Origin of the sequence: Flavobacterium helocola, assembly GCF_038289885.1 — a bacterium.
Classification (GTDB): domain Bacteria; phylum Bacteroidota; class Bacteroidia; order Flavobacteriales; family Flavobacteriaceae; genus Flavobacterium; species Flavobacterium cheniae.
In genome coordinates this window covers 59,666-85,143 of the sequence record NZ_JBBYHT010000006.1, presented here as the reverse complement: position 1 = coordinate 85,143, position 25,478 = coordinate 59,666, and the positions used below count along the sequence as shown (strand labels likewise).

Sequence of the window (25,478 nt, the reverse complement as noted above, 5' to 3'; positions counted from 1 at the left end):
TAAAAAAGTTATGAGAAAATGTTATATAGTTGTGCTAGTAATTTTTAGTCAGTTTCTCTTTTCGCAAACCGATACCAGAGTTTATGATATTATTAAATCCATTTCAACAAAACGAATTGAAAACGATATTCGAACGTTAGCTAATTTTGGTACTAGAAACACATTTAGTGATACTATCTCAAACAAAAGAGGTATTGGAGCAGCAAGAAGATGGATTAAATCAGAATTTGAAAAAGTTTCTAAAGATTGTTCTAATTGTTTGGAAGTTTTTTATCAGAAAGATTATGTAACAACAAACGATGGTGAGCGTGTTCCAAAAGACACTTGGATTGTGAATGTAGTGGCGGTTCAAAAAGGAACAAAAAACAGCAATCGATATGTGATTATGACGGGTGATATTGATAGTAGAAATTCAGATCCAATCGATTTTACAAAAGATGCTCCTGGTGCTAATGATAATGCATCTGGAATGGCAGGAACGATTGAAGCAGCAAGAGTTCTATCCAAATTTAAATTTGATTATAATATTGTGTATTTAGGTTTGTCAGGCGAGGAGCAAGGTTTGTTTGGGGGAAAAGGTTTCGCTGAGTTCGCAAAAAAGAATAATTGGGATATTATTGGAGTTTTAAACAATGATATGATTGGGAATATAGAAGGTGTTGATGGCGTAATCGATAATCGAACATTTAGAATTTTTTCTGAACCAACACCTATTACTGAAACAGAAAAAGAGAAAAGCAATAGACGTTTTTATGGAGGTGAAGTAGATGGTATTTCTAGACAATTAGCAAGATATATTCACAAATTAACAACGACTTATATGCCAGAAATGAATCCGATGATGGTATATCGATTAGATAGATTTGGCAGAGGTGGACATCACAGACCTTTTAATGATTTAGGTTTTTCTGGAGTTAGAATTATGGAAGCACATGAAAATTACAACCGTCAACATCAGGATTTAAGAGTAGAAAATGGCATCAAATATGGCGATGTAATCGAAGGTGTAAATTTTGAGTATGCGAATAAGTTAACTGCTGTAAATGCAATCACTTTAGCCAGTTTGGCTTGGGCAACTCCTGAACCTAAAAATGTTAAGATTGGAGGCATTGTACAACCTAATACCAAATTAAAATGGGATAAGGTTTCTGATGAGAATATAATTGGATACAAAATTTATTGGCGATTAACAACTTCTCCACAATGGGAATTTAGCCGATTTGTTGGTGATGTTGATAATTTTGAGTTGCAAGGAATTGTAATTGATAATTATTATTTTGGAGTTTCTTCTGTTTCTAAAACAGGGCATGAAAGTGTGGTGGTTTTTCCAAATGATATCATTAGAACAACATTCAAAAGAAACTAGTTTAAAATAAGAAACACCGAATCAATTCTGAATCGGTGTTTCCCAAACTAAAACAAACTAACCCATTATGAACCCATGAATTAAGGGGATATTTTTGAAAGTATTGGAATTTATTTTACCAATTCACTTTCGTTTCTAAAAACTAACTGACCATCAAAACTGTCTAGCAAAATAATGCTGTCAACGGTAACTTTACCAGCCAATATTTCTTTTGAAAGTTGGTTTAAAACTTCACGTTGAATTACTCGTTTTACTGGTCGTGCACCATATTGTGGGTCAAAACCTTTTTGCGCTAAGTATTCAATTGCTTCAGGTGTTGCATCCATTGTAATTTGTTGGTGTGCCAACATTTTAATAACACTTTTCAACTGCAAACCAACAATTTCTTTGATATTCGCATTGGTTAATGGTGTAAACATTACAATTTCGTCAATTCTGTTTATAAATTCTGGTCGAACAATTTGTTTCAATAAACCTAAAACTTCTACTTTGGCTGCTTCGGTTGCAGCATCAATTCCACCTTTAAGATTTTCGAATTTCTCTTGTATAATGGCACTTCCCATATTTGAAGTCATGATGATAATCGTGTTTTTGAAATCAGCCACACGACCTTTGTTATCGGTCAATCGTCCTTCATCTAACACTTGTAATAAGATGTTGAATGTATCTGGATGCGCTTTTTCAATCTCATCTAACAATACTACTGAATATGGCTTTCTTCTTACCGCTTCAGTCAATTGTCCACCTTCATCATAACCTACATATCCTGGAGGAGCACCTACTAATCTACTTACAGAATGACGTTCTTGGTATTCACTCATGTCAATTCGAGTCATGGCATTTTCATCGTCGAAAAGATATTCGGCTAACGCTTTGGCTAATTCGGTTTTACCAACACCTGTTGTTCCTAAGAATAAGAAAGAACCAATTGGTTTTTTCATGTCTTGTAATCCTGCGCGACTTCTACGAACAGCATCGCTCACCGCTTCAATAGCTTCTTCCTGACCAACAACTCTTCTGTGTAATTCTTCTTCTAAACGAAGTAGTTTTTCTCTTTCGCCTTGCAACATTTTCATTACGGGAATTCCAGTCCATTTAGCAACTACTTCGGCAATATCTTCGCGAGTAACTTCTTCTTTAATTAAGGAAGTTCCGGCTTGGTTTTCGGCTAATTGAATTTGCAAAGCATCCAAACGTTCTTGCGCTTCTTTGATTTTTCCGTAACGAATTTCAGCTACTTTTCCGTAATCTCCATTGCGTTCCGCTTGTTCCGCTTCAATTTTGAAATCTTCAATTTCTTGTTTTACGTTTTGAATATTGTCTACAACATCTTTCTCTGATTTCCATTTGGTAAAGATTTCGTTGCGTTCTTCTTTTAGATTAGCTAAATCCAAACCTAAACCTTTCAATTTGGTTTCGTCATTTTCACGTTTAATGGCTTCCATTTCGATTTCCAATTGCATGATTTTTCTATCCAAAACGTCTAATTCTTCAGGTTTTGAATTAATTTCCATTCGCAATTTAGAAGCCGCTTCGTCCATTAAATCAATTGCTTTATCTGGAAGAAAACGATTGGTTATATAACGTTGTGATAATTCGACAGCCGCAATAATAGCATCGTCTTTGATACGCACTTTGTGGTGTGTTTCATATTTCTCTTTGATACCACGCAAAATCGAAATAGCGCTTTCAGTATCGGGTTCATCGACCATTACTTTTTGGAAACGTCTTTCAAGCGCTTTGTCTTTTTCGAAATATTTTTGGTATTCGTCCAAAGTTGTTGCCCCAATAGCACGTAATTCGCCACGAGCTAAAGCTGGTTTTAAAATGTTTGCTGCATCCATAGCACCTTCGCCACCACCAGCACCAACTAAAGTATGTATTTCGTCAATAAAAAGTACAATATCACCTTCGGCAGAAGTAACTTCTTTTACCACCGCTTTTAGTCTTTCTTCAAACTCTCCTTTGTACTTGGCACCAGCAATCAATGCACCCATATCTAATGAATAAACGATTTTATCTTTTAGATTTTCAGGAACATCGCCATCTACAATTCGGTGTGCTAAACCTTCGGCAATGGCTGTTTTACCAACACCAGGTTCACCAACTAACATCGGATTGTTTTTGGTTCGGCGTGTTAAAATTTGTAAAACTCTACGAATTTCTTCATCACGACCAATTACTGGATCGAGTTTACCGTTTTTAGCTAATTCGTTTAAGTTTTTGGCGTATTTGTTCAAAGAGTTATAAGTTTCTTCCGCCGATGCCGAAGTTACGCGTTCTCCTTTGCGCATTTCGTCGATAGCGGCTTGTAAACCTTTTTCAGTAACGCCTTGATCTTTTAAAATCTGAGCGACCTTACTTTTCGATTTGAAAATAGCCAAGATTAAATGTTCGATAGAAACGAATTCATCGTTCATTTTTTTTGCAATGATTTCAGCCTCGTTTACTGTAGTTCCTGCCTCACGAGAAAACATAATTTCGCCACCAGAAACTTTTGGAAAACTTTGAATCGTACTATCCAATACTTTTTTGAAAAGCTCCACATTAACGTTGAGTTTTTTCAAAATGAACGGAGTTACGTTTTCGTCCACTTCCAAAATTCCTTTGAATATATGTTCGTTTTCAAGCTGTTGTTGCCCAAAACTTTGTGCAATTTGCTGTGCTTGTTGCAAAGCTTCTTGCGATTTGATTGTAAATTTGTTGATGTTCATATTCTTAATTAATCCTTTTTAGTGAGTTGTTTCATAGGGATTATTCAATATATGTTCCAATCTTTTAAAGATGTCAAAATGTCTTTTTTTAAGTGTTTTTCTTTTGCTTTAATGACAAAATGACATTTTGTAGACTAAAAAACACATATAAAGGTACAAAAAAAGACAGTATCATTAAATACTGTCTTCTGTTAATTAAGTTATAATATTTACCTTCTAAACTTATTATTGGTAATAATGCCTTTTAGCTTGGCTTTTAAATCTTCGCCTGTATCATAAACCATTTGTTCATTACTTGGAAACGGAACGGCTCTTCTGTCAAAATATTGATAATAATTCTCTTCACAAGCGCGTTTGTCACCATTATAGTTAGCGTAGATGTAATCAAAAATAAATTCGCTAGTTACTGGGAAAGCATCTATTAATTGATTGGTTCTAAAATCAATATAATCTACTTTTGCGGTTACTTGACATGATTTGAATTGGGTAAATTCGTAAATGCTAACTGTAATAGTTTTCATGTTATCCACTTTAATAGGATTGCCTAAACTATCTTTTACTACATTTCCGTTGTTGTCCAAGAGTGTTTTAAAACCATCTTTAATTTGCTTTTCTTTGATGAATTGTTTTTCTTTTACCTGTTCTGGTGAAATGTTGATTTGTCTAAAATTAACAATCATACCAAAATCATAAGTAATGTTTTTTTGTTTATTGTTGTGATAAACAGTCCATTTATCATTAATTCCATAGGTGCTAAAATCCAATAAATCGTCTTGTAAACGTTTTGGAATAACCATATTGGTTTCGTTTTTTGTGTAAACATGAACGAAATCAGTTCCTTTAAATTGAGCTTCGTCCATTAAAGCACGAACATCTTTATAACCCGGATTTAATTTATCCAAATACGCTAAATCATCAAAAGCTTGTCTAAAATCTATTTTGTTTTTAGAAGCTAATAGTTTTTTAGCATTAGCATATAAAAATCCCGAAAGATTATTTTTACTACTAATCAGTTCATCAGAATAATCATCCATTGGAAAGATAGCATTTCTACCTTCTTTCAACAATTGAAGTGGTAAAAGTGGTTTTATACGTTCTTGACGATTGTGTAATTGTGTGTAAAGATTAAAAATTCTTTCGTAGTTCGAAGGATTATTTTCTTTTATTAATAAGTTTAAAGATTCTAAATCGCGTTGCTTTGCCTTAGCAAAAGCTTCTTCTAGTAAGTAAACGTAATCTTGGTTTCCTTTAGAGTTTTTATTAGTTCTTAAACCTTCTAAAGCTCTATTTATAGCGCCGTCATAATCGCCATTACTTAGCATAGATTGAGTTTGCTTCACACCACATGAAACAATTAATAACGATAAAAATAATAAGGTAATTTTTTTCATAAAATTAAATATTTTGTCAAAGATAAAATTTTTTTGGAGCTAATTACTTCGTCAGTTCGCTTTTTTGTAGCTCGTGTCCTGCTGTCCGTTCTATCTTTTTGTTTTTAAAGAAAAAACAAAAAGGATGCCACTTCCATCAGGGCTAAAAAATAAAACTCCGAAAGGTGATTTCGGAGTTTTAGTATTGAAAGGTTGTGTTTTTAGAATTTCAATTCCACTGCGGGTAACAATTTACTTGAAACTTCTCCAAAACCAATTCTAAGATTGTCTTTTTGACAATATCCTCTGATAATTACAGTATCGTTGTCGTTGATGAATTTACGCTCGGAACCATCGTTCATTTTTAATGGTTTTTGTCCGCCCCAACTCAATTCTAACATCGAACCGAAAGAATCTTCTGTTGGTCCAGAAATAGTTCCACTTCCCATCATATCGCCAGAGTTTACTCTACAACCATTAATGGTATGGTGCGCTAATTGTTGCGCCATTGACCAATACATGTATTTGAAGTTGGAACGTGAAACTACAGTTTCTACTTCATTTTCGGGCTGAATCGCAACTTCTAAATTAATATCAAATGCTTTTGCGCCTTTTTGTTGTAAGTATGGTAATGGTTCTGGTGATTGCTCAGGACCTTTTACTCTAAATGGTTCTAAAGCATCCATTGTTACAATCCAAGGCGAAATTGATGAAGCAAAGTTTTTTGCTAAGAATGGTCCAAGTGGCACATATTCCCATTTTTGAATATCGCGCGCACTCCAATCGTTAAATAAAACCATTCCGAAGATGTGTTCTTCTGCTTCTTCAACAGGAATTGGTTCTCCCATTAAATTGGCATCAGTAGTAATAAAAGCAGTTTCTAATTCAAAATCCACTAATCTCGAAGGTCCAAAAACAGGAGTAGTCTCTCCGTTTGGTAACGTTTGTCCGTAAGGTCTGTGAACAGGAATACCTGAAGGAACAATCGTTGAGCTTCTTCCATGATAGCCTACAGGAATGTGTAACCAGTTTGGTAACAAAGCATTTTCTGGATCACGAAACATTTTTCCTACGTTGGTAGCGTGTTCTTTTGAACTGTAAAAATCAGTATAATCACCAATTTGGACAGGTAAAAGCATTTCGATATCTTCTACTTTAAAGATAACAACTTCTCTATGCTCTTTGTTGTCTCTTAATTTTGGGTTATTTTCATCGAAAAGTTCTGCTAAGCGATTTCTTACCAAGCGCCATGTTTTTTTTCCGTCAGAAATAAAGTCATTAAGCGTGTCTTGCATGAACATATCATCTGTAAGTTCAATCCCTTCAAAATAGCCTAATTGTTGTAAAGCACCCATATCGATAGCGCAATTTCCAATCCTTGTTCCAATGGTAATTACATCCTCTTTTGTAATAAAAACTCCAAATGGAATATTTTGAATAGGAAAATCACAATTTTCGGGCACATTAATCCAAGATTTTCTAGTTGGGTCGTTTGCTATATTTGGCATATTTGTATTGTTAGTTTGTTGTTGAAAAATTATGAATCAAATATAAAATTATCTAGCAATGTAACAAACCTTTTTTGTAATTTTGACCTAATTTTAACGAATATTTATTGCAATGCAACGCGACGAACAAATTTTTGACCTAATTCTTGATGAACAAGACAGACAAATTCACGGAATTGAATTAATTGCTTCTGAAAACTTTGTAAGCGACCAAGTAATGGAAGCTGCAGGTTCATGTTTAACTAACAAATATGCTGAAGGATATCCTGGTAAAAGATATTACGGAGGATGTGAAGTAGTAGATATTGTAGAACAAATTGCAATTGACAGAGCAAAAGCTTTGTTTGGTGCGGAATATGTAAACGTACAACCTCACTCAGGTTCACAGGCGAATACAGCTGTTTTTGCTGCTTGTTTGAAACCAGGTGATACTATTTTAGGATTTGATTTATCGCATGGTGGTCATTTAACGCATGGTTCTCCAGTTAACTTTTCCGGAAAATTATACAATCCAGTGTTTTATGGAGTAGAAGAGGAGACAGGAGTATTAAATTATGATAAAATTCAAGAAATAGCAACTGCAAACAAACCAAAAATGATTATTGCTGGAGCTTCGGCCTATTCTCGTGATATGGATTTTAAACGTTTCAGAGAAATTGCGGATAGCGTTGGCGCTTTATTATTAGCTGATATTTCACACCCAGCAGGATTAATTGCTAAAGGATTACTGAATGATCCAGTTCCTCATTGTCATATTATAACAACAACAACTCATAAGACTTTAAGAGGTCCTAGAGGAGGAATGATAATGATGGGGAAAGATTTCGAAAATCCTTGGGGATTAACTACTCCAAAAGGGGATATCAGAATGATGTCTCACGTTTTAGACATGTCTGTTTTTCCTGGTAATCAAGGTGGACCTTTGATGCATATTATTGCTGCTAAGGCGGTTGCTTTTGGAGAATGTTTGACTGATGAGTTTTTCCGTTATGCTATGCAGGTGAAGAAAAATGCACAAGCAATGGCAGAAGCGTTCAATAAAAGAGGATACAAATTAATTTCAGGTGGTACAGATAACCACATGATGTTAATTGATTTGAGAAACAAAGGAATTTCAGGTAAAGATGCTGAAAATGCATTGGTAAAAGCTGAAATTACAGTAAATAAAAACATGGTGCCATTTGATGATAAATCACCATTTGTTACTTCTGGTATTCGTGTGGGAACTCCAGCCATCACAACTCGTGGTTTAGTAGAAGAAGATATGGAAACAGTTGTAGCTTTAATTGATAAAGTATTAATGAATCATACTGACGAAGCTGTTTTAGAGCAAGTAGCGGAAGAAGTAAATGATTTAATGAGCGAAAGAGCAATGTTTGTTTTTTAATTGAAAGATTAAATAATTTAAATATTAAATAAAAAATCCGAGCATTGCTCGGATTTTTTATTTTGACTTGGTAATTCGTAATTTTTTATTCGTAATTATTTCCCGTCTCTATCTACTTTTATTCTTTCAGGACGATTGGCTAATTCCCATGCCAAACCAAAAGCTAATTGTGCGCGTTTTGCTAAAGCATCGTATTCAATTTTATCTGGAGTATCGCTTGGCAAGTGATAATCTGCATGAATTCCGTTAAAGAAGAAAATTGAAGGAATTCCTTTTTTAGCAAAGTTGTAGTGGTCAGAACGGTAGTAAATTCTTTCAGGATCGTTTCTATCGTTGTATTTATAATCAAAATCTAATTTTGTGTATTTTGCATTTACTTCTTCGTTAATTGTATGTAATTCACTACTCAATCTATCTGAACCAATTACATAAATATAATTATTAGTATTTGGATGCAATGTATCACGTCTTCCAATCATATCAATATTGATATCAGCCACCGTATTCGCTAATGGGAATAAGGGATTTTCTGAATAATATCTTGAACCATGTAAACCGTGTTCTTCACCAGTTACGTGTAAAAATAAGATAGAACGTTTTGGTCCGTGTCCTTTTTTCTGAGCTTCTTTAAAGGCTTGAGCAATTTCTAATAAAGCAACAGTTCCAGAACCGTCATCATCAGCACCATTATAAATTTCACCATTTTTCATTCCAACGTGGTCGTAATGTGCGGAAATGACTAAAATTTCATCTGGTTTTTCTGAACCTTTAATGAAAGCCCAAATGTTTTCTGAGTCATTCAATTTAGGAGCAAATCCTCTTTTCATGAATTCAGAAGGTACTTTTTGATAAAAATCAGTTGCCCCTGGAGGAAAACTGATTCCCATTTTTTTGTATTCATTAATCAAATATTCTCCAGCTTTCTTTTGCCCAGGTTCACCTGTATTTCTTCCCTGCATTTCGTCACCAGCCACAATATATAAGTGTTTGCTTAGCTCAGGAGCTGTAATTGTGGTGATATAAGTGCCTGCATCAGCTGGTGTTTTTTGTGATGTTTGAGCTGATGAACAGCTAGTAAGTAACAATACTAAACTGGCACCTGAAAACAATATTTTTTTCATAAATAGAAGGTTGTTATGTTAATTGGAAACAAATATAATTAGTTAGTAGCTAAACTTGATTTTTAATTACGTTTAATTGAATATTTTAACATTTTTTAATTAAATAATTTGTAAAAGAATATGTCTTTTCAATCGGATTTTCTTTTAAAAAATTAATAAAAGCGCTTCCAATAATCGCTCCTTTTTGATATTCTGTAGCTTGTTGAAATGTTTCTTCATCTTTTATTCCAAAACCAACAATTTGAGGATTTTTCAAGTTTAAATCGGTAATTCGCTTGAAATAATTCATTTGTTCCGAACCGAAACCTGATTGACTTCCCGTAACCGCAGCCGAACTCACCATATAAATAAAACTATCAGAAATAGCATCAATTTGTTGTATACGTTCAACCGAAGTTTGTGGCGAAATCAAAAAGATGTTTTTTAAATTGTATTTTTTGAAAATAGCTTTGTACTCGGTTTCGTAAACGAATAAAGGTAAATCGGGTATTATTAATCCATCAATTCCAACTTCAGCACATTTTTGACAAAATTTCTCCATTCCAAATTGCATCATCGGATTGAAATATCCCATTATGATTAAAGGAATTTGAACCGATTCTCGTATGTCCTTCAATTGTTCAAATAGGAGCGATGTCGTCATTCCGTTTTCAATAGCAATAGTAGAACTTTCTTGAATGGTAGGTCCATCGGCTAATGGGTCAGAAAAAGGTAAACCAATTTCAATCATATCCACTCCATTTTTTTCCAATTCTTGAATGATGGAAACAGTGTCATTTATTTTTGGAAATCCTGCAGTGAAATATATGGAAAGCAGTTTTTTATCTTCTTGTAATTTTTGGTTGATTCTGTTCATGATTTTTGGTTTTAACGCAAAGACGCAAAGTTTTTCGCAAAGTGCGCAATGATTTTATTAAACATATAAGTCATATAAGTTGATATACTAACTTTTTTATAAAGTTTCTAAAAGTTCATGTAAGTTTTTAGCTAATCACTTTTCACTAATTACTATTCACTAATTATTATTCACTAAATTTAAAATAATCAATATAAGTATTCAAATCTTTATCACCTCTTCCGGATAGGTTAATAACCACAATATCATTAGGTTGGAATTGTTTTTTATCCAAAACTGAAAAAGCATGAGCGGTTTCAATTGCAGGAATAATGCCTTCCGTTTTTGATACTTCTAATCCAGATTGCATGGCTTCGGAATCGGTAACTGCGATAAATTCCGCTCTTTTGGTATCGTGTAAATGTGCATGAAGCGGCCCTACACCAGGGTAATCCAATCCTGCTGAAATAGAGTAGGGCTCTGTGATTTGTCCGTCTTCAGTTTGCATTAATAAGGTTTTACTTCCGTGAATAATTCCGATTTTACCCAAAACCGAAGTCGCAGCACTTTCTCCAGAATCTACGCCATGTCCAGCCGCTTCCACAGCAATTAATTTCACTGATTCTTCATCTAAAAATTCGTAAAAAGCACCAGCAGCATTACTTCCACCGCCCACACAAGCAATTACGTAATCTGGGTTTTCTTTGCCTTCTTGAGCTAAAAGTTGGGATTTAATTTCTTTAGAAATCACACTTTGAAAACGTGCCACCATATCGGGATAAGGATGAGGTCCAACCACAGAACCAATAATATAAAACGTATCAATCGGATTGTTAATCCAATCACGAATGGCTTCATTAGTCGCATCTTTTAAGGTTTTCGAACCTGAAGTTGCTGGACGAACTTCTGCTCCCAACATTTTCATGCGGGCTACATTTGGCGCTTGTCTTTTGATATCGACTTCACCCATATAAACGATACATTCTAATCCCATTAATGCACAAACCGTTGCTGTTGCTACACCGTGTTGACCTGCGCCAGTTTCAGCAATGATTCTGTTTTTCCCTAAACGCTTGGCAACTAAAATTTGTCCGATTGTGTTGTTGATTTTGTGCGCGCCTGTATGACACAAATCTTCTCGCTTCAAGTAGATTTTAGTGTTATATTTTTCTGACAAACGTTTAGCAAAATACAGTGGCGTTGGACGACCTACAAATTGTTGTAATAAGTCGTTAAACTCTTCTTGAAAAGAAGGTTCAGCCATTATTTTTAAGTAGTTTTCTTTTAATTCTTCCACATTTGGGTATAACATTTCGGGAATGAAAGCTCCTCCAAATTGGCCATAAAATCCATTTTCATCAACATTATATTTCGTTTTCATAAAGCAATTTTTTAAATTTTCTTAGTTTTATTTCACTTTTGTATGCTGGTTTTGTTTCAAATCGACTATTGACATCTATGGCAATACATTTTTTTGCGGCATCGGTTTTGAAGAAATCTTTTATAGCATCCACTTCAGTTTTTCCTATGCCACCACTCAAGAAAAAGGGTTTTTCGTAGGGATAATTTTCTACTATTTTCCAGTCGAAAGTAATACCGTTTCCACCAGGTAACTTTCCTTTGGTATCAAAAAGGAAATAATCAACAAATAGCACATATTCTTTAATAGTTGTAAAGTCGAATTTATCTCCAATCGAAAACACTTTAATTACTTCAACTCCCAATTTCTTGACGTTTCTACAATAGTTAACAGATTCATTTCCATGTAATTGCACTATTTCTAATTGATATTGATTCACTTTTGAAATAATATCTTGTATGGATGCATTTACAAAAACCCCAACTTTTTTAATAGATTTAGGAATTTCAGGAATTGTTTCCAAATTCATATTTCGACTTGATTTTTCCCAGAAAATAAAACCTAAATAATCAGGATTTAGAGTTGAAATCTCCTTAATGTTTTCAGGATATTTCATACCGCAAATTTTTAGTTTTACGTTTTTCATATCACTAATTTTTGAATGAATCTTTGAGCTTCCGAACCAGGATTTTCTGTTTTCATGAAATGTTCGCCCATTAAAAAGCCTTGATAGCCATATTTTTGTAATTCTTTGACTGCTTCAATTGAACTAATTCCACTTTCTGAAACTTTTACAAATTCGTCTGGAATTTTAGATGCTAATTCTTTGCTGTAATCCAAACTCACTTCAAAGGATTTTAAATTACGATTGTTAACACCAATCATATCTAAACTTGGCATTATGGCTGTTTCTAATTCTTCTAAATTATGTACTTCTAACAATACTTCTAAACCTAAACTATGCGCAAATTCTGAAAGTTGTTTGATTTCTTTTCGAGTTAAAACCGCTGCAATTAATAGGATTACATCGGCTCCGTAAGCTTTGGCTTCTAAAATTTGATATTCATCTACAATGAATTCTTTTCGTAATAATGGAATATTTACTGAAGCTTTTGCTAATAACAAATCATCCAAACTTCCACCAAAATATTTAGCATCTGTCAAAACCGAAATTCCGCAAACTCCCGCATTTTGGTATCCTAAAACTACATCTTCTACTGAATGATTGTTATTAATAATGGCTTTTGAAGGCGAACGACGTTTATGCTCCGCAATAATTCCTGAAAAGCTGTTTTTTAATAACTTACTCATTGAATAGGTTCGAGAATTGAATAAAACAGAAGCTTCTATTTGCGAAACGGGAATGATGCTTTTCTTTAGTTCGACTTCACGTTTTTTATCGATGATTATTTTATCTAAGATATTCATGGTTTTGAGTTTTGTGTCACATCGAGCGGAGTCGAGATGTTCATAAGTTCTCGACTGCGCTCGAATTGACAAATTTTAGTTACTTATTGCAATTAATTTTTTTAATTTTTCCAATGCTTTTCCGCTTGATAAACTTTCTTGCGCTTTTACTAAAGCTTCATCATAATTCGATTTTTCAACAGTTTGAATGGCGATGGCTGCATTAGCACAAACTACATTATTTTGAGCCGTTGTTCCTTTTCCAGAAATGACGTCGTAGAAAATTTTAGCTGATTCATCAACGGTTGTTCCGCCTTTGATGGTTGCTAGTTGACATTCAGGTAGTTTGAAATCCGATGGTTTTAAAATTTGTTCAGATGTATTGGATATAATTTTTACTTCATCAGTCAACGAAACTTCGTCAAAGCCGCTTAATCCATGTAAAATAGAGTAGTTGGTTTCAGTATTTTGGTACAAATACGCATACATTCGAGCCAATTCTAAACTAAAAACACCAACCATTTGATTTTTTGGAAACGATGGATTTACCATAGGCCCCAACATATTAAAAAACGTTTTTACGCCTAATTCTTTTCGAATCGGACCTACATTTTTCATAGCCGGATGGAAGAGTGGTGCGTGCAAAATAGCAATATTTGTTTCTTCGATCGATTTAGTTAGGAAATCGGAATCATTCGTAAATTTTACACTCATTTTTTCCATTACATTACTTGAACCCGAAATGGATGAAACACCATAATTACCGTGTTTTGCAACTTTAATTCCAGCACCAGCTACGATGAAAGATGCTAAAGTGGAAATATTGAAGGTGTCTTTTCCATCACCACCAGTTCCACACAAATCGATAGTATTATATGCTGAAAAATCAACGGGTATACACAATTCTAGCAAAGCTTCACGGAAACCTGCTAATTCTTCAATGGTTATACTTCGCATCATGTAAACGGTCATGAATGCTGCAATTTGACTTGGATTATAACTTCCAGAAGAAATATTGACCAAAACGTCTTTAGCTTCAGCTTTCGTTAATATTTCGTGATTTATTAATCGGTTTAATATAATTTTCATTTGGATTTTTTATTTACTGAACACTTATTACTGAATATTGACAACTAATTCAAAAGCCAATTTTCTAAGATTTTTTTACCGAATGGAGTTAAGACACTTTCAGGATGATATTGAACACCACGAATATCAAAATGAGCGTGTTTCATCGACATAATTTGACCATTTTTATCAGTAGAAGTTACGATTAATTCAGCCGGAAGGTTTTCATTTGAAACTACCCAAGAATGGTAGCGCCCAACTTCAAATTCGTTTGGTAAATTATTGAAAATGAAGTCGTCTTCGATTTTTGTGACTTTTGTAGCTACACCATGATAGACTTTTTCTAAGTTGGTTAAAGTACCGCCGAAAACTTCTCCTATAGCTTGTAATCCTAAGCAAACTCCGAAAATACTTTTAGTAGTAGCATATTTTTTGATAACATCTTTCAATAAACCCGCTTCATCAGGAATTCCTGGTCCTGGCGAAAGTAGAATTTTATCGAATTTTTCTAATTCATTTAATTCGAATTCATCGTTTCTAAAAACGGTTACATTCGCATTCAAATCCTCTAAATAGTGGACTAAATTGTAGGTGAAACTGTCGTAATTGTCTATAACTGCTATTTTCATGTTTTTTTGTTTCATGTTTTTTTTGTTTCAAGTTTCAAGTTCCAATTAACCTGAAACCTGAAACTTGAAACCTTTTTATATGTTTTCTGCTAAATCTAAAGCTTTTTGCAAAGCGCCTAACTTGTTGTACACTTCTTGCATTTCGTTTTCTTCTGATGAACTTTCTACAATTCCGGCTCCAGCCTGAAAATGTAACGTATGATTTTTGCTCAAAAAGGAACGAATCATAATCGCGTGATTGAAATTGCCTTCAAAATCTAAAACTCCGATAGCACCACCATAGAAACTTCTGTTGGTTTTCTCAATGTTTTCTATTAATTGCATGGCTTTTATTTTTGGTGCTCCGGTTAATGTTCCGGCTGGGAATGTTTTGGCTACCAACTCCATAAAAGTATGATTTTCTTTTAATTTTCCTGATACTTTTGACACCAAATGAATCACGTGAGAGAAAAATTGGACTTCCTTGTATCTATCTACTTTTACTTCGTTACAACTTCGGCTTAAATCGTTTCTTGCTAAATCGACCAACATGACATGTTCGCTGTTTTCTTTAGAGTCTTCGCCTAATTTTTTAGCTAATTCGGCATCTTGTTCGTCGTTTCCGGTACGTTTGAATGTTCCTGCGATAGGATGAATTTCGGCGAAATTATTTTTTATTACTAATTGCGCTTCGGGTGATGAACCGAATATTTTGAAATTTCCATAATCGAAAAAGAACAAATAGGGTGAAGGATTTATACTTCGTAAAGCACGATAAACATTGAATTCATCGCCTTTGAAATCTTGTGAAAATCTTCTAGATAACACCAATTGAAATACATCACCACGTAAGCAATGTTTTTTTGCTATCGAAACGTAGTTTTTGAATTCATCATCAGTTAAATTAGATGTTCCGTTTCCAGATTTTTGAAACGAAAAGGAAGCAAAGTTTTTCGATTGTAATAATTGTTCGATTTCAGCGATATTGTTGCTTCCATCAAAACTATGACAAAATAAATACGCTTCGTTTTTGAAATGATTAATAGCAATAATGTTTTGATAAACAGCGTAAAAGATTTCGGGAATTTCGTTTTCTATTGATTTTTTTGTAATCGAAACTTTCTCAAAATATTGAATCGCATCATAAGCTAAATAGCCAAATAATCCTTGCGTAATAAATTTAAAATCCGACTTTTCCGTTTCAAATTGATTAGAGAAATTTTCGATTTCTTTAGCCACGTTTAGATCAGTATCAATTGGGATAATTTCTGAAAAACCATCAGGAAAATTCGTTTCAATTTTTTGATTTTCCACTTTAATCGAAGCAACCGGATTGAAACAGATGTACGAAAAACTGTTGTCATTTGCATGATAATCAGAACTTTCTAGCAAGATGCTATTAGGAAATTTATCACGAATTTTCAAGTAAACACTTACTGGCGTAATGGTGTCGGCTAGAATTTGTTTATAATTAGTATGTAACTTGTATTTTTTCATATTTGTTTAATTTTTGGCAATAAAAAAAGGCTTGTCGTGATTGACAAGCCTTTTCTATGTATTTGGTTTTAAATTATACTATAGCAGGTTTCGCTCACGAAGTTTGACGTAAGTTAGACCACCACCAAGTATTGTTTAAAATTGAAATCATTTTCTTAATTGTATGTTGCAAATATTTCTAATTAATTTTCGAATAAACAAATTTTTTAATACAAATTTGGATATTTTGTTGGATTTGCCTCATTCATAATCGCATACACTTTCTCAAAAATGTCCTCTGTTGAAGGTTTTGAGAAGTAATCTCCATCGGTTCCATATGCAGGACGGTGTGCTTTTGAAGCCAATGTTTGCGGTGCACTATCTAAATGTTGGTAAGCTTTTTGATTTTCTACAATTTCTTGTAAAATGTATGCACTTGCTCCACCAGGAACGTCTTCGTCAATTACTAATAAACGATTTGTTTTCGCTACCGATTTCACAATATCATGATTAATATCGAAAGGTAATAACGATTGAATATCAATAATTTCAGCGCTAATTCCAACTGATTCTAATTCGTTTGCTGCTTGTTCTACCAAACGTAATGTTGAACCGTAAGATACTAACGTAATATCAGTTCCTTGTTTGATGGTTTCAACTACTCCAATAGGTGTTTTAAATTCACCTAAATTCGTTGGCATTTTTTCTTTCAAACGGTAACCGTTCAAACATTCTACAACTAATGCAGGTTCGTCAGTTTCTAATAAGGTGTTGTAAAAACCAGCAGCTTTAGTCATGTTTCTTGGAACTAAAACGTGAATTCCTCTGATTGCATTAATAATCATTCCCATTGGAGAACCTGAATGCCAAACGCCTTCTAAACGGTGACCACGAGTTCTTATAATTAACGGTGCTTTTTGACGACCTGCTGTTCTGTATTGTAACGTTGCTAAATCATCACTCATGATTTGAATAGCGTACAATAAATAATCTAAATATTGAATTTCAGCAATTGGACGCAATCCTCTCATTGCCATACCGATTCCTTGACCTAAAATAGTAGCTTCACGAATTCCCACATCGGCAACGCGTAATTCTCCGTATTTTTCTTGCATGCCTTCCAAACCTTGGTTTACGTCACCAATGTTTCCTGAATCTTCACCAAAAATCAAGGTTTCTGGATATTTTGAGAAGATAGCATCAAAGTTATCTCTTAACACCAAACGCGCATCTACGTCTTCAGCAGTTGCATCATAGGTTGGAGCTACTTCTTTTGATTTTAAAACGGTTTTATCTGATTGCGAAAATAAGTGCGAACTGAATTTTGGTTGGATTTTCTCCGTATAATTTTCAATCCAAGTAGCTAAAGTAGCACGAGTATTTTCTTTGATAATCATTCGCAACACTTTACGAGCTGCTACTAAAATATCTTTACGAATTGGTTCTTTTATCGAAGCAACATCGTTAGCGATTTTCTCGATAAAAACTTTGTTTTCACTTTGTGAAGCGATTGTATTTAATAAACCAACTAATTCTTGTTGTTCCGCTTTTGTTGGTGCAGTAAAGTTAGTCCAAGCTACTTTCTTACCTTCTAAAACGTCTTTTTTTGCTTTATTGTCAATTTCATCTAATTCTTCTGAAGTAGCTATATTGTTTTCGATTAACCAAGTTTTCATTTTAGCTACACAGTCAAATTCAGCTTCCCAAGCCAAACGTTCTGCATTTTTGTAACGCTCATGACTTCCAGAAGTTGAGTGACCTTGCGGTTGTGTCAATTCTTGTACGTGAACTAAAACAGGAACGTGTTCTTCACGAGCAATTTTTGATGCTTTTTGGTATGTTTCTACTAAAGCTGGGTAATCCCAACCTTTAACACGTAAGATTTCGTAACCGTTATTTCCTTCATCACGTTGGAAACCTTTTAAGATTTCTGAGATGTTTTCTTTTGTTGTTTGATGACGAGCGTGAACTGAAATTCCATATTCGTCATCCCAAACGCTCATTACCATTGGAACTTGTAAAACACCAGCAGCATTAATCGTTTCGAAGAATAAACCTTCAGAAGTGGAAGCATTTCCGATGGTTCCCCAAGCTACTTCGTTTCCGTTTTCGGAGAAGTTCGTTTGGTTGATACCTGAAACATTTCTGTATATTTTTGAAGCCTGAGCCAATCCTAATAAACGAGGCATTTGCCCAGCAGTAGGAGAAATGTCAGAACTCGAATTTTTTTGTTGGGTTAAGTTTTTCCAATTTCCATTTTCGTCTAATGAATGCGTTGCAAAGTGTCCGCCCATTTGACGACCAGCACTCATTGGATCAAAATTAATATCGGTATGGCCATACAATCCAGCGAAGAATTGCTCGATATTCATAGCACCAATTGCCATCATAAAAGTTTGATCACGATAATATCCTGAGCGGAAATCTCCATTTTGAAACGCTTTTGCTAAAGCTAATTGAGGTACTTCTTTACCATCGCCAAAAATTCCGAATTTGGCTTTACCTGTAAGTACTTCTTTTCTTCCAAGAAGACTACATTCTCTACTGATTCGGGCGATTTTATAATCGTTAATGACTTCTTTTTTGAAATCTTCAAAAGAAACTACTTCCGATGTTGTTGCTGTTTTCATAAGCCGTTTATACGAAATTGATAATTCAACAAATTTAATTAAAACCAGTAATAAAACAATAGGGGGAATAATATTTTTTTAATTATTATTAAATTATCAATAGTTTTAATTTGAAAAACGCAATGAATTTATCTAAAAATGCTTTTTAATTATTGAATTATCAAATAAAAAGATAAAAAGCTATTAAAACCATTTTCTGGTAAATAGAGAAATTAATGTTTTTGGACTTAAAGTGACTACAAAACGAATTTTTTCGCCATAATTATTAGAATTTAGTTCAAATCCATTTGAAGAATAAACAGGTAAGAAAAGTTCAAAATAATCAGGAACTAAATTTAAATGTAAGCCTGAATCGTATGCGAATTTTGCGCTTGAATATTGATTTTTAAACATTCCGGCATCTCCATAAATTTGAATCCAATTCCAAATGTTGAATGTTCCATTAATAGTGGTCATCCATTGATTAGCAAATCTTGTATCTAATTTAGATTTAAATCCGCCTTCTGCATAAACATATTGTTGACTATAAATTCCAGTAGTTTCACTTCTACCTAACAAATTATAATCGAACATATAATCGTTTGGTCTGTCTAATCCAAAACTAAAAAATTCAGAATTTGTACTTCTGTACATGAATGCTCCAGCGAAAAATCTAAAACTGATTTGACGATTGTTTTCAAACAATTTTCGGTAATGAATTTCTGTAGAAACTTTTCCAAATGAATTTGAAATTTGTAAATCGTTTAACAGAGAGAAATGTTTTGTGGCTTCTGATTGATAATTACCGTATTTAGCATTAAAAATATTATAATTCTCTGTATTTGAATCTGTAACGAATTCTGATTTATCTCTGTTGACATAAACTTGTCTTAACTGGATGAATTCATTTTTGTTAGTTCTGAGATTTTCATCACGAAATCTAAATTGTATAACAGGTATAAAATAGCTATAGAAGGCATCTTTTGTGTAATGGAAGCGACTACCAGTTACTAAATATCGAATGTTGTATAATTTACCTTTTTCGCGAATGTTATCATCTACAAAAGCAGAAAATTTACCTACAAGAGTTTCTGTATTGCTCGAATACATTGGTGTAACACTAAAGGTAAAAGGTTTGTTTAAAATCGATTTATTATTGATTCGCATTCCCAAGGCAATACCATCATAAATATTAAATTCTACTTCTGGTACAAAGAAAATTTGATTGTAATAGGGTTCTTCTAAATCTTTAAAAAAGACAAATTTAAACGGACGATTGTTGAAGAAAAAGCCTTTTAATGATTTCCAATTGTTTCTCAAATTGTATTCTGGAACTTCGTTATTGTAATTAAGTGTTAATTTATCGGCACCCATTCTTGGAATCACTATAGTAGAATCGGTTTTGATATTAGTCAACCAAATTTTGTTAACTACTTGATCATCTTTTAATTGATATAATGAAATAGGAACATTAGTATTGGTTTTGTTAATGATATTTACAGAAAGTGAATCTTCTGTTTTGGTTACTTTTCCAAATTTATAATCAATTAAATCGCGGGTTTCTATTACGGTTCTGAAAAACCAATCGATATCTTTTGGGCTATTTTTGATTAAAATGGTTTCAAACTGACGTGAATTGGTTCCTAAAAATTGATTTTCTTGAATGTATTCTTTAATAGTATTGTGAACAATATCGTTTCCTAAATAGCTGTCTAAATATTTTAAACTCAAACCAGCTCTATATTTACTTGCAATTTGCTCGTTGAATTTTATCAAACGATTTTTAGGTTCGTTTAAAGCTTGATCTAAGTTTTTACGAGCCATTAACATATACAAATAGTTGTATTGTTGGTTAAAATCGAGATTGATAAAATGGTAAGATTTTAATATTTTTAAATTAGCCACATTACCAGTCATTTTCAGTTCAGGAAAATATTCATCGGCATATTGCATCATGATGAACATCTGAATTCCGTCATAAATCCAATAATCGCGTCTTTGATTTAGATTTAAATTTTCTTTTAGATAATTGTTTAAATAGGTTTTTAAAAACTTTAATTCGAACATTAGTTCATTAGAAAACGGGCTCAAAAAACTAGGTAACTGATTTAATCCATAAAACGGCTGACGTGCATAATCTTCTTGAGAGATTAAGATTTTAGAAGTAAGAGGTAAACCTAATTTTGATGCTGTAAAACGACTTACTTTATCAAAAATAATAGCTTTATCTATATCGCTAACTCTGTTATCTTCAATTCCACAGCTTACTTCAATGATTTCGTTTTTATAAGTTTGATACGTGTTTGAAGGTTGAATGGTAATAATTACTTCACTCTTATTTTTTGAATTCAGTTCAACCTTTTTAGTGTCTGCAAGTTCAAACGAATTGGCTTCAGCTAAATTACTGGTTATATTGAATTTTTTTGGAAGTTCAAATTCAATTTCAAAATTAGAAAAAGCATTTGGTATGTCATCAAGATTTTCATTACTCTGTTGAACAAATTGTTTATGTTCGTATCGAGAAGGATTCAAATACCAATTTTTTAAGGTAATTCTACCATTGTTATCATAACCATATCGCGTAAACTTAGCATCTGGAATTTTTACTTCATAAACTAAGGTAAAAGTTTGTTTCGAAAAAGGTAAAACAGGTTGGTTTAGCTCTAGTTTAACCAAATCTACTTTTTCGTTTGGTCTTTTCCAATTTACAGATTGATAATTAGCATCTACAACTGTCTTAATTGAAGTGAAACCTCTTTCTTTTTCACTAGCCAAATGAAATGCTCTCACAAATTCATCGGAATATTTTTTTGCTAATGCAGACGATTTTGATGAAAAGGCATTATTCCAATCATTTAAAATAATATGTTTTAGCGTATCGTTGCTTGTATTATTAAATGTCAAAACTTGATGAATCAATAGCGTTTTTTCTTCTGTATTAATTCTAACAGACATTTTTGAAGAATGCTGAGAAAAAATAACAAGCGGAAATATTAAAAATACTATTTTGATTAAAAATTTCAAATTGAATGAATTGGTTTCAGTTAGATGACAAATAAAGTAAAAAGTTGCTTTAAATAAATGCAAAATATAAAAATACTCGTACAATAGCCTTAAAAAAGAATTAAAATTAGCAAGTATTGGTATAAAATAAAGTTACTTTCATATTTATATTCGTATTTTTGATAAAATTAGTTTTTATGCCTCAAAAATTACTTACCTATTTATTCCTATTTCTAGGAATGTTTTCTTATTCTCAAGTTGTTATTAATGAGATAGATGCAGATAATCCTGGAAGCGACGTTATGGAGTTTGTTGAATTAAAATCGAGTACTCCAAATTTTCCTTTGGATGGTTATGTGCTTGTTTTTTTTAATGAATCTAACTCATCAAGTTATTATACCTATGATTTAGATGGCTTTGTGACCGATATTAACGGAATTGTTCATTTTGGTAATGTTATGGTCGAACCATCGCCTGCAGGAAGTATTCCTAATAGTAATATTCAAAATGGGCCAGATGTTGTAGCGTTATATCTTGGAAATGGTTCTGATTTTCCCTATACATCTACTTCAGGAACTTTAGCAACTTTAACTAATTTAATAGATGCAGTTGCTTATTCAAATAGTAACACTTTAGTTGCAACCAATTTAATGTCTATTTTAAATTTAACTGTTAGTTCAATAAATATAGAGACATCAACTTCGGTTTCAAAATCTATACAAAGAAAAAATGATGGGACTTATGAGGTTAAAGCACCAACTCCCGGAGTTAATAATGACGGAACTGGAATTGTTTTAAACTATGTTTCTGTTTCAACTTCTCAAACAATTTATAATGAAGGAAACAACTTTAATGTTGTTTTCACAACAAGTCAACCAGTTACTACTGCAAACCTCAGTATAAATTTCACCCTTAATAATGGTAATTTTAACAATAGCGATTATTCTGGAAATTTATTTGTTACAATTCCAGTAGGTCAAAGCTCAGCTCAAACAAATGTTATTTTAACGGATGATAGTGTTGATGAAGGAGATGAAGAAATGTTAATTAATGTTCAACCGTTGTCTTTAGGTTATGTTTTAAATAATAATAACATTACAGTAAGAGTTTACGATAACGATTTTATAGTTCAATCTTACGGAACTCCTTTAAGTCCAACTTATGGATTGGTAACACCAACTATTCCAGCTGGATATTATGATTCATTAGAAGGTTTGTCTGGAAATGCTTTAAAGCAAGCGCTTCAAGATATTATTGCTAATCCAGCAGTTGTTAGAGCTCATAGTTATGGCGATATTTGGGAAATTCTTAAAAGCGCCGACATAAATCCTGAAAACAGCAATCAAGTTTGGATGCATTATGTTGAAGCTCCAAAAGCTAAACTAGATCAACAAGTTGGAAGTAGTGGAGTAGGAAAATGGGTAAGAGAGCACGTATTTGCGCAAGCAAGAGGTGGTTTTTCTGGAGGAACATCTTCTACAGCGGATGGAATCAGTATTTGGTTACCAACAAATGCTAACGACATCTTATCTGCTCACTCAGATGCACACCACTTACACGCAGAAGATGGACAAGAAAATGGAGTAAAAAGTAATAAAGATTTTGGTTTAGGAGACTACAATGGTCCAGTTGGGACACAAGGAAAATGGAGAGGAGATGTAGCAAGAGCATTATTTTACATGGCAGTTAGATACAATGGGTTAAATTTAGTTAATGGTAATCCTTCGGATATTTCTGGAAATCAAATTATGGGAGATTTAGCTACACTATTAACTTGGAACACTACAGATCCAAGAGACGATTTTGAAATGAATCGTAATAATTACATCTACACTTGGCAAATGAATCGTAATCCGTTTATAGATTATCCTAATTTAGCGGATTATATTTTTGGAGCTAATTTTGGTCAACAATGGTTTTCAACTTTGTCAACTCAGAATCCTATTGAAAATAGGGTAGCAGTTTATCCAAATCCAGCTTCTGAATACTTGATTGTTTCTGGTTTAGAAGGAAGTTCAAAAGTAGAAATTTATACCATTACAGGGCAATTAGTGCAAAGCCAAGATTTTAATAATGAAATACAGATTAATTTGGATTTACATGTCGGAATGTATTTGGTAAAAGTGACTAATGGTACTCAATCCACAACAAAAAAAATAATTGTTAAATAATAAAAAGGTCAGATTTAAATCTGACCTTTTTATTATTAAATTCCTGCTATTTCTTTTAATTCCTTAACAAATCGTTCTGCTAAAACATCAGCTTCTGATTGTGTTGGTGCTTCTGTATAAATTCTAATAATTGGTTCGGTGTTTGATTTTCTCAAATGTACCCATTCTTTAGGAAAATCAATTTTTACTCCGTCAATTGTGGTAATATTTTCCGATTTATATTTTTCGGTTAACGTTGCTAAAACATTGTCTACATCAATTTGAGGTGTTAACTCAATTTTGTTTTTACTCATATAATATTGAGGATACGAAGCTCTAATTTCGGCAACGGTTTTATCTTGATTCGCTAAATACGTTAAAAATAAAGCGACACCAACCATACTATCTCTTCCGTAGTGCGATGATGGATAAATGATACCACCATTTCCTTCGCCACCAATAATTGCGTTGGTTTTCTTCATTAATTCCACCACATTTACTTCACCCACAGCACTTGCTTGGTAGGTTCCGCCATGTTTTTCAGTAATATCGCGCAAAGCACGAGAAGACGACATATTAGAAACGGTATTTCCTGGAGTTTTCGATAAAACGTAATCGGCAACGGCTACCAAAGTATATTCTTCGCCAAACATTTCACCATCATTTGAAATAAAAGCTAATCTATCTACATCAGGGTCAACCACGATTCCGAAATCCGCTTTTTCTTCTACAACCAATTTACAAATATCACCCAAATGTTCTTTCAAAGGTTCAGGATTGTGTGGAAAATGCCCATTTGGCTCGCAGTATAATTTTACTACTTCAACACCCATTTGTTCCAATAAATTAGGGATAATAATTCCGCCAGATGAATTAACACCATCAACTACTACTTTATATTTCTTAGTTTTTACCAAATCAGCATCTACTAAAGGTAATTCTAGCACTTCATCTATGTGAATATCCATGTAAGCATTGTTTTCAATAACTTCGCCTAGACTGTCTACATCCGAAAAATCAAAAGCTTCGTTCTCAGCAATTTCTAAGATTAATTCACCTTCTTTTCCACTTAAAAACTCACCTTTTTCGTTTAATAATTTTAGTGCATTCCATTGTTTTGGATTGTGCGAAGCGGTTAAAATAATTCCACCATCAGCTTTTTCAAGCGGAACAGCAATTTCAACTGTTGGAGTGGTTGATAAACCCAAATCAATTACATCGATTCCTAGTCCAACTAATGTATTCATTACTAAATTGTGAATCATTGGTCCCGAAATTCGTGCATCTCTTCCAATAACTACTTTTAATCTTTCGTTACCTTTTGAAGCGTGTCTTATTTTTAAAAATGAACCGTAAGCTGATGCAAATTTTACAGCATCAACTGGAGTTAAATTGTCGCCAACCGCACCACCAATTGTGCCACGAATTCCTGATATTGATTTTATTAATGTCATGTGTAGTTTTAATTTTGAAATACAAATATAAAAGATGTAGCT

The 25,478-nt window shown here is 33.2% G+C and carries 17 protein-coding genes; 3 read left to right on the top strand and 14 right to left on the bottom strand.

Going from position 1 to position 25,478, the window contains the following annotated elements:
• Positions 1 to 10 precede the first annotated feature (10 nt).
• Complete coding sequence (locus tag AAEO58_RS12090) at positions 11 to 1,366, top strand: M28 family peptidase (protein ID WP_341683644.1); 1,356 nt, start codon at positions 11 to 13, stop codon at positions 1,364 to 1,366.
• A 110-nt stretch (positions 1,367 to 1,476) separates the two neighbouring features.
• Here AAEO58_RS12090 and clpB read toward each other — a convergent pair whose 3' ends face one another.
• From clpB to fahA, 3 genes are all read right to left on the bottom strand, one after another.
• A complete protein-coding gene (gene clpB / locus AAEO58_RS12085; protein ID WP_341683643.1) occupies positions 1,477 to 4,080 on the bottom strand; it encodes an ATP-dependent chaperone ClpB in 2,604 nt (867 codons plus the stop codon).
• Between the two features lie 209 nt (positions 4,081 to 4,289).
• Entirely contained in the window at positions 4,290 to 5,471 is a 1,182-nt protein-coding gene (locus AAEO58_RS12080) for a hypothetical protein (protein WP_341683641.1), read from the bottom strand.
• A gap of 200 nt (positions 5,472 to 5,671) precedes the next feature.
• A complete protein-coding gene (fahA, locus tag AAEO58_RS12075) occupies positions 5,672 to 6,958 on the bottom strand; it encodes a fumarylacetoacetase (RefSeq protein ID WP_341683640.1) in 1,287 nt (428 codons plus the stop codon).
• Positions 6,959 to 7,070: 112 nt separating this feature from the next.
• Between fahA and glyA the strand changes: the two genes are divergently transcribed.
• Positions 7,071 to 8,345 carry a serine hydroxymethyltransferase gene (gene glyA / locus AAEO58_RS12070; protein ID WP_133606285.1) on the top strand — a complete coding sequence of 425 codons (1,275 nt, stop codon included), beginning with the start codon at positions 7,071 to 7,073 and terminating at the stop codon, positions 8,343 to 8,345.
• A 95-nt stretch (positions 8,346 to 8,440) separates the two neighbouring features.
• Here glyA and AAEO58_RS12065 read toward each other — a convergent pair whose 3' ends face one another.
• The 10 genes from AAEO58_RS12065 to AAEO58_RS12020 form a co-directional block, all read right to left on the bottom strand.
• Complete coding sequence (locus AAEO58_RS12065; RefSeq protein WP_341683638.1) at positions 8,441 to 9,466, bottom strand: M28 family peptidase; 1,026 nt, start codon at positions 9,464 to 9,466, stop codon at positions 8,441 to 8,443.
• Between the two features lie 85 nt (positions 9,467 to 9,551).
• Entirely contained in the window at positions 9,552 to 10,322 is a 771-nt protein-coding gene (gene trpA / locus AAEO58_RS12060) for a tryptophan synthase subunit alpha (protein ID WP_341683637.1), read from the bottom strand.
• Positions 10,323 to 10,488: 166 nt separating this feature from the next.
• Positions 10,489 to 11,682 carry a tryptophan synthase subunit beta gene (trpB, locus tag AAEO58_RS12055; RefSeq protein WP_341683636.1) on the bottom strand — a complete coding sequence of 398 codons (1,194 nt, stop codon included), beginning with the start codon at positions 11,680 to 11,682 and terminating at the stop codon, positions 10,489 to 10,491.
• Positions 11,666 to 12,307, bottom strand: a complete 642-nt coding sequence (locus AAEO58_RS12050) for a phosphoribosylanthranilate isomerase (RefSeq protein ID WP_341683635.1) — start codon at positions 12,305 to 12,307, stop codon at positions 11,666 to 11,668. The genes trpB and AAEO58_RS12050 overlap by 17 nt, the downstream gene beginning before the upstream one ends.
• On the bottom strand, positions 12,304 to 13,089 hold the full coding sequence (trpC, locus tag AAEO58_RS12045; RefSeq protein WP_341683634.1) for an indole-3-glycerol phosphate synthase TrpC: 786 nt from the start codon (positions 13,087 to 13,089) through the stop codon (positions 12,304 to 12,306). Before trpC ends, AAEO58_RS12050 begins: the two co-directional genes overlap by 4 nt.
• A 75-nt stretch (positions 13,090 to 13,164) precedes the next feature.
• Positions 13,165 to 14,157, bottom strand: a complete 993-nt coding sequence (gene trpD / locus AAEO58_RS12040; protein ID WP_341683633.1) for an anthranilate phosphoribosyltransferase — start codon at positions 14,155 to 14,157, stop codon at positions 13,165 to 13,167.
• 44 nt (positions 14,158 to 14,201) lie between these two features.
• Positions 14,202 to 14,765: an anthranilate synthase component II gene (locus tag AAEO58_RS12035; RefSeq protein ID WP_341683632.1), complete on the bottom strand. Its 564-nt coding sequence runs from the start codon at positions 14,763 to 14,765 to the stop codon at positions 14,202 to 14,204.
• A 75-nt stretch (positions 14,766 to 14,840) separates the two neighbouring features.
• Entirely contained in the window at positions 14,841 to 16,241 is a 1,401-nt protein-coding gene (locus tag AAEO58_RS12030) for an anthranilate synthase component I family protein (protein WP_341683631.1), read from the bottom strand.
• A 206-nt stretch (positions 16,242 to 16,447) separates the two neighbouring features.
• Entirely contained in the window at positions 16,448 to 18,850 is a 2,403-nt protein-coding gene (locus tag AAEO58_RS12025) for an alpha-ketoacid dehydrogenase subunit alpha/beta (RefSeq protein WP_341683630.1), read from the bottom strand.
• Between the two features lie 183 nt (positions 18,851 to 19,033).
• Positions 19,034 to 21,784 (bottom strand): gluzincin family metallopeptidase, encoded by a 2,751-nt coding sequence (locus AAEO58_RS12020; protein ID WP_341683629.1) that lies wholly within the window; start codon positions 21,782 to 21,784, stop codon positions 19,034 to 19,036.
• A 245-nt stretch (positions 21,785 to 22,029) separates the two neighbouring features.
• On the opposite strand from AAEO58_RS12020, the gene AAEO58_RS12015 reads away from it, so the two are divergent.
• On the top strand, positions 22,030 to 24,003 hold the full coding sequence (locus tag AAEO58_RS12015) for an endonuclease (RefSeq protein ID WP_341683628.1): 1,974 nt from the start codon (positions 22,030 to 22,032) through the stop codon (positions 24,001 to 24,003).
• A gap of 35 nt (positions 24,004 to 24,038) precedes the next feature.
• Here the strand turns inward: AAEO58_RS12015 and glmM are convergent, their stop codons facing one another.
• Positions 24,039 to 25,436: a phosphoglucosamine mutase gene (gene glmM / locus AAEO58_RS12010; protein ID WP_341683627.1), complete on the bottom strand. Its 1,398-nt coding sequence runs from the start codon at positions 25,434 to 25,436 to the stop codon at positions 24,039 to 24,041.
• Positions 25,437 to 25,478: the final 42 nt, after the last annotated feature.

What these genes read in the sequence shown, in the direction of transcription:
- glyA (WP_133606285.1), top strand. Translation starts at nt 7,071, where the DNA reads ATGCAACGCGACGAACAAATTTTTGACCTAATTCTTGATGAACAAGAC.
- AAEO58_RS12065 (WP_341683638.1), bottom strand. Translation starts at nt 9,466, where the DNA reads ATGAAAAAAATATTGTTTTCAGGTGCCAGTTTAGTATTGTTACTTACT.
- trpA (WP_341683637.1), bottom strand. Translation starts at nt 10,322, where the DNA reads ATGAACAGAATCAACCAAAAATTACAAGAAGATAAAAAACTGCTTTCC.
- fahA (WP_341683640.1), bottom strand. Translation starts at nt 6,958, where the DNA reads ATGCCAAATATAGCAAACGACCCAACTAGAAAATCTTGGATTAATGTG.
- trpD (WP_341683633.1), bottom strand. Translation starts at nt 14,157, where the DNA reads ATGAAAATTATATTAAACCGATTAATAAATCACGAAATATTAACGAAA.
- AAEO58_RS12050 (WP_341683635.1), bottom strand. Translation starts at nt 12,307, where the DNA reads ATGAAAAACGTAAAACTAAAAATTTGCGGTATGAAATATCCTGAAAAC.
- AAEO58_RS12030 (WP_341683631.1), bottom strand. Translation starts at nt 16,241, where the DNA reads ATGAAAAAATACAAGTTACATACTAATTATAAACAAATTCTAGCCGAC.
- AAEO58_RS12025 (WP_341683630.1), bottom strand. Translation starts at nt 18,850, where the DNA reads ATGAAAACAGCAACAACATCGGAAGTAGTTTCTTTTGAAGATTTCAAA.
- clpB (WP_341683643.1), bottom strand. Translation starts at nt 4,080, where the DNA reads ATGAACATCAACAAATTTACAATCAAATCGCAAGAAGCTTTGCAACAA.
- AAEO58_RS12020 (WP_341683629.1), bottom strand. Translation starts at nt 21,784, where the DNA reads ATGTCTGTTAGAATTAATACAGAAGAAAAAACGCTATTGATTCATCAA.
- AAEO58_RS12015 (WP_341683628.1), top strand. Translation starts at nt 22,030, where the DNA reads ATGCCTCAAAAATTACTTACCTATTTATTCCTATTTCTAGGAATGTTT.
- AAEO58_RS12080 (WP_341683641.1), bottom strand. Translation starts at nt 5,471, where the DNA reads ATGAAAAAAATTACCTTATTATTTTTATCGTTATTAATTGTTTCATGT.
- AAEO58_RS12035 (WP_341683632.1), bottom strand. Translation starts at nt 14,765, where the DNA reads ATGAAAATAGCAGTTATAGACAATTACGACAGTTTCACCTACAATTTA.
- trpC (WP_341683634.1), bottom strand. Translation starts at nt 13,089, where the DNA reads ATGAATATCTTAGATAAAATAATCATCGATAAAAAACGTGAAGTCGAA.
- glmM (WP_341683627.1), bottom strand. Translation starts at nt 25,436, where the DNA reads ATGACATTAATAAAATCAATATCAGGAATTCGTGGCACAATTGGTGGT.
- AAEO58_RS12090 (WP_341683644.1), top strand. Translation starts at nt 11, where the DNA reads ATGAGAAAATGTTATATAGTTGTGCTAGTAATTTTTAGTCAGTTTCTC.
- trpB (WP_341683636.1), bottom strand. Translation starts at nt 11,682, where the DNA reads ATGAAAACGAAATATAATGTTGATGAAAATGGATTTTATGGCCAATTT.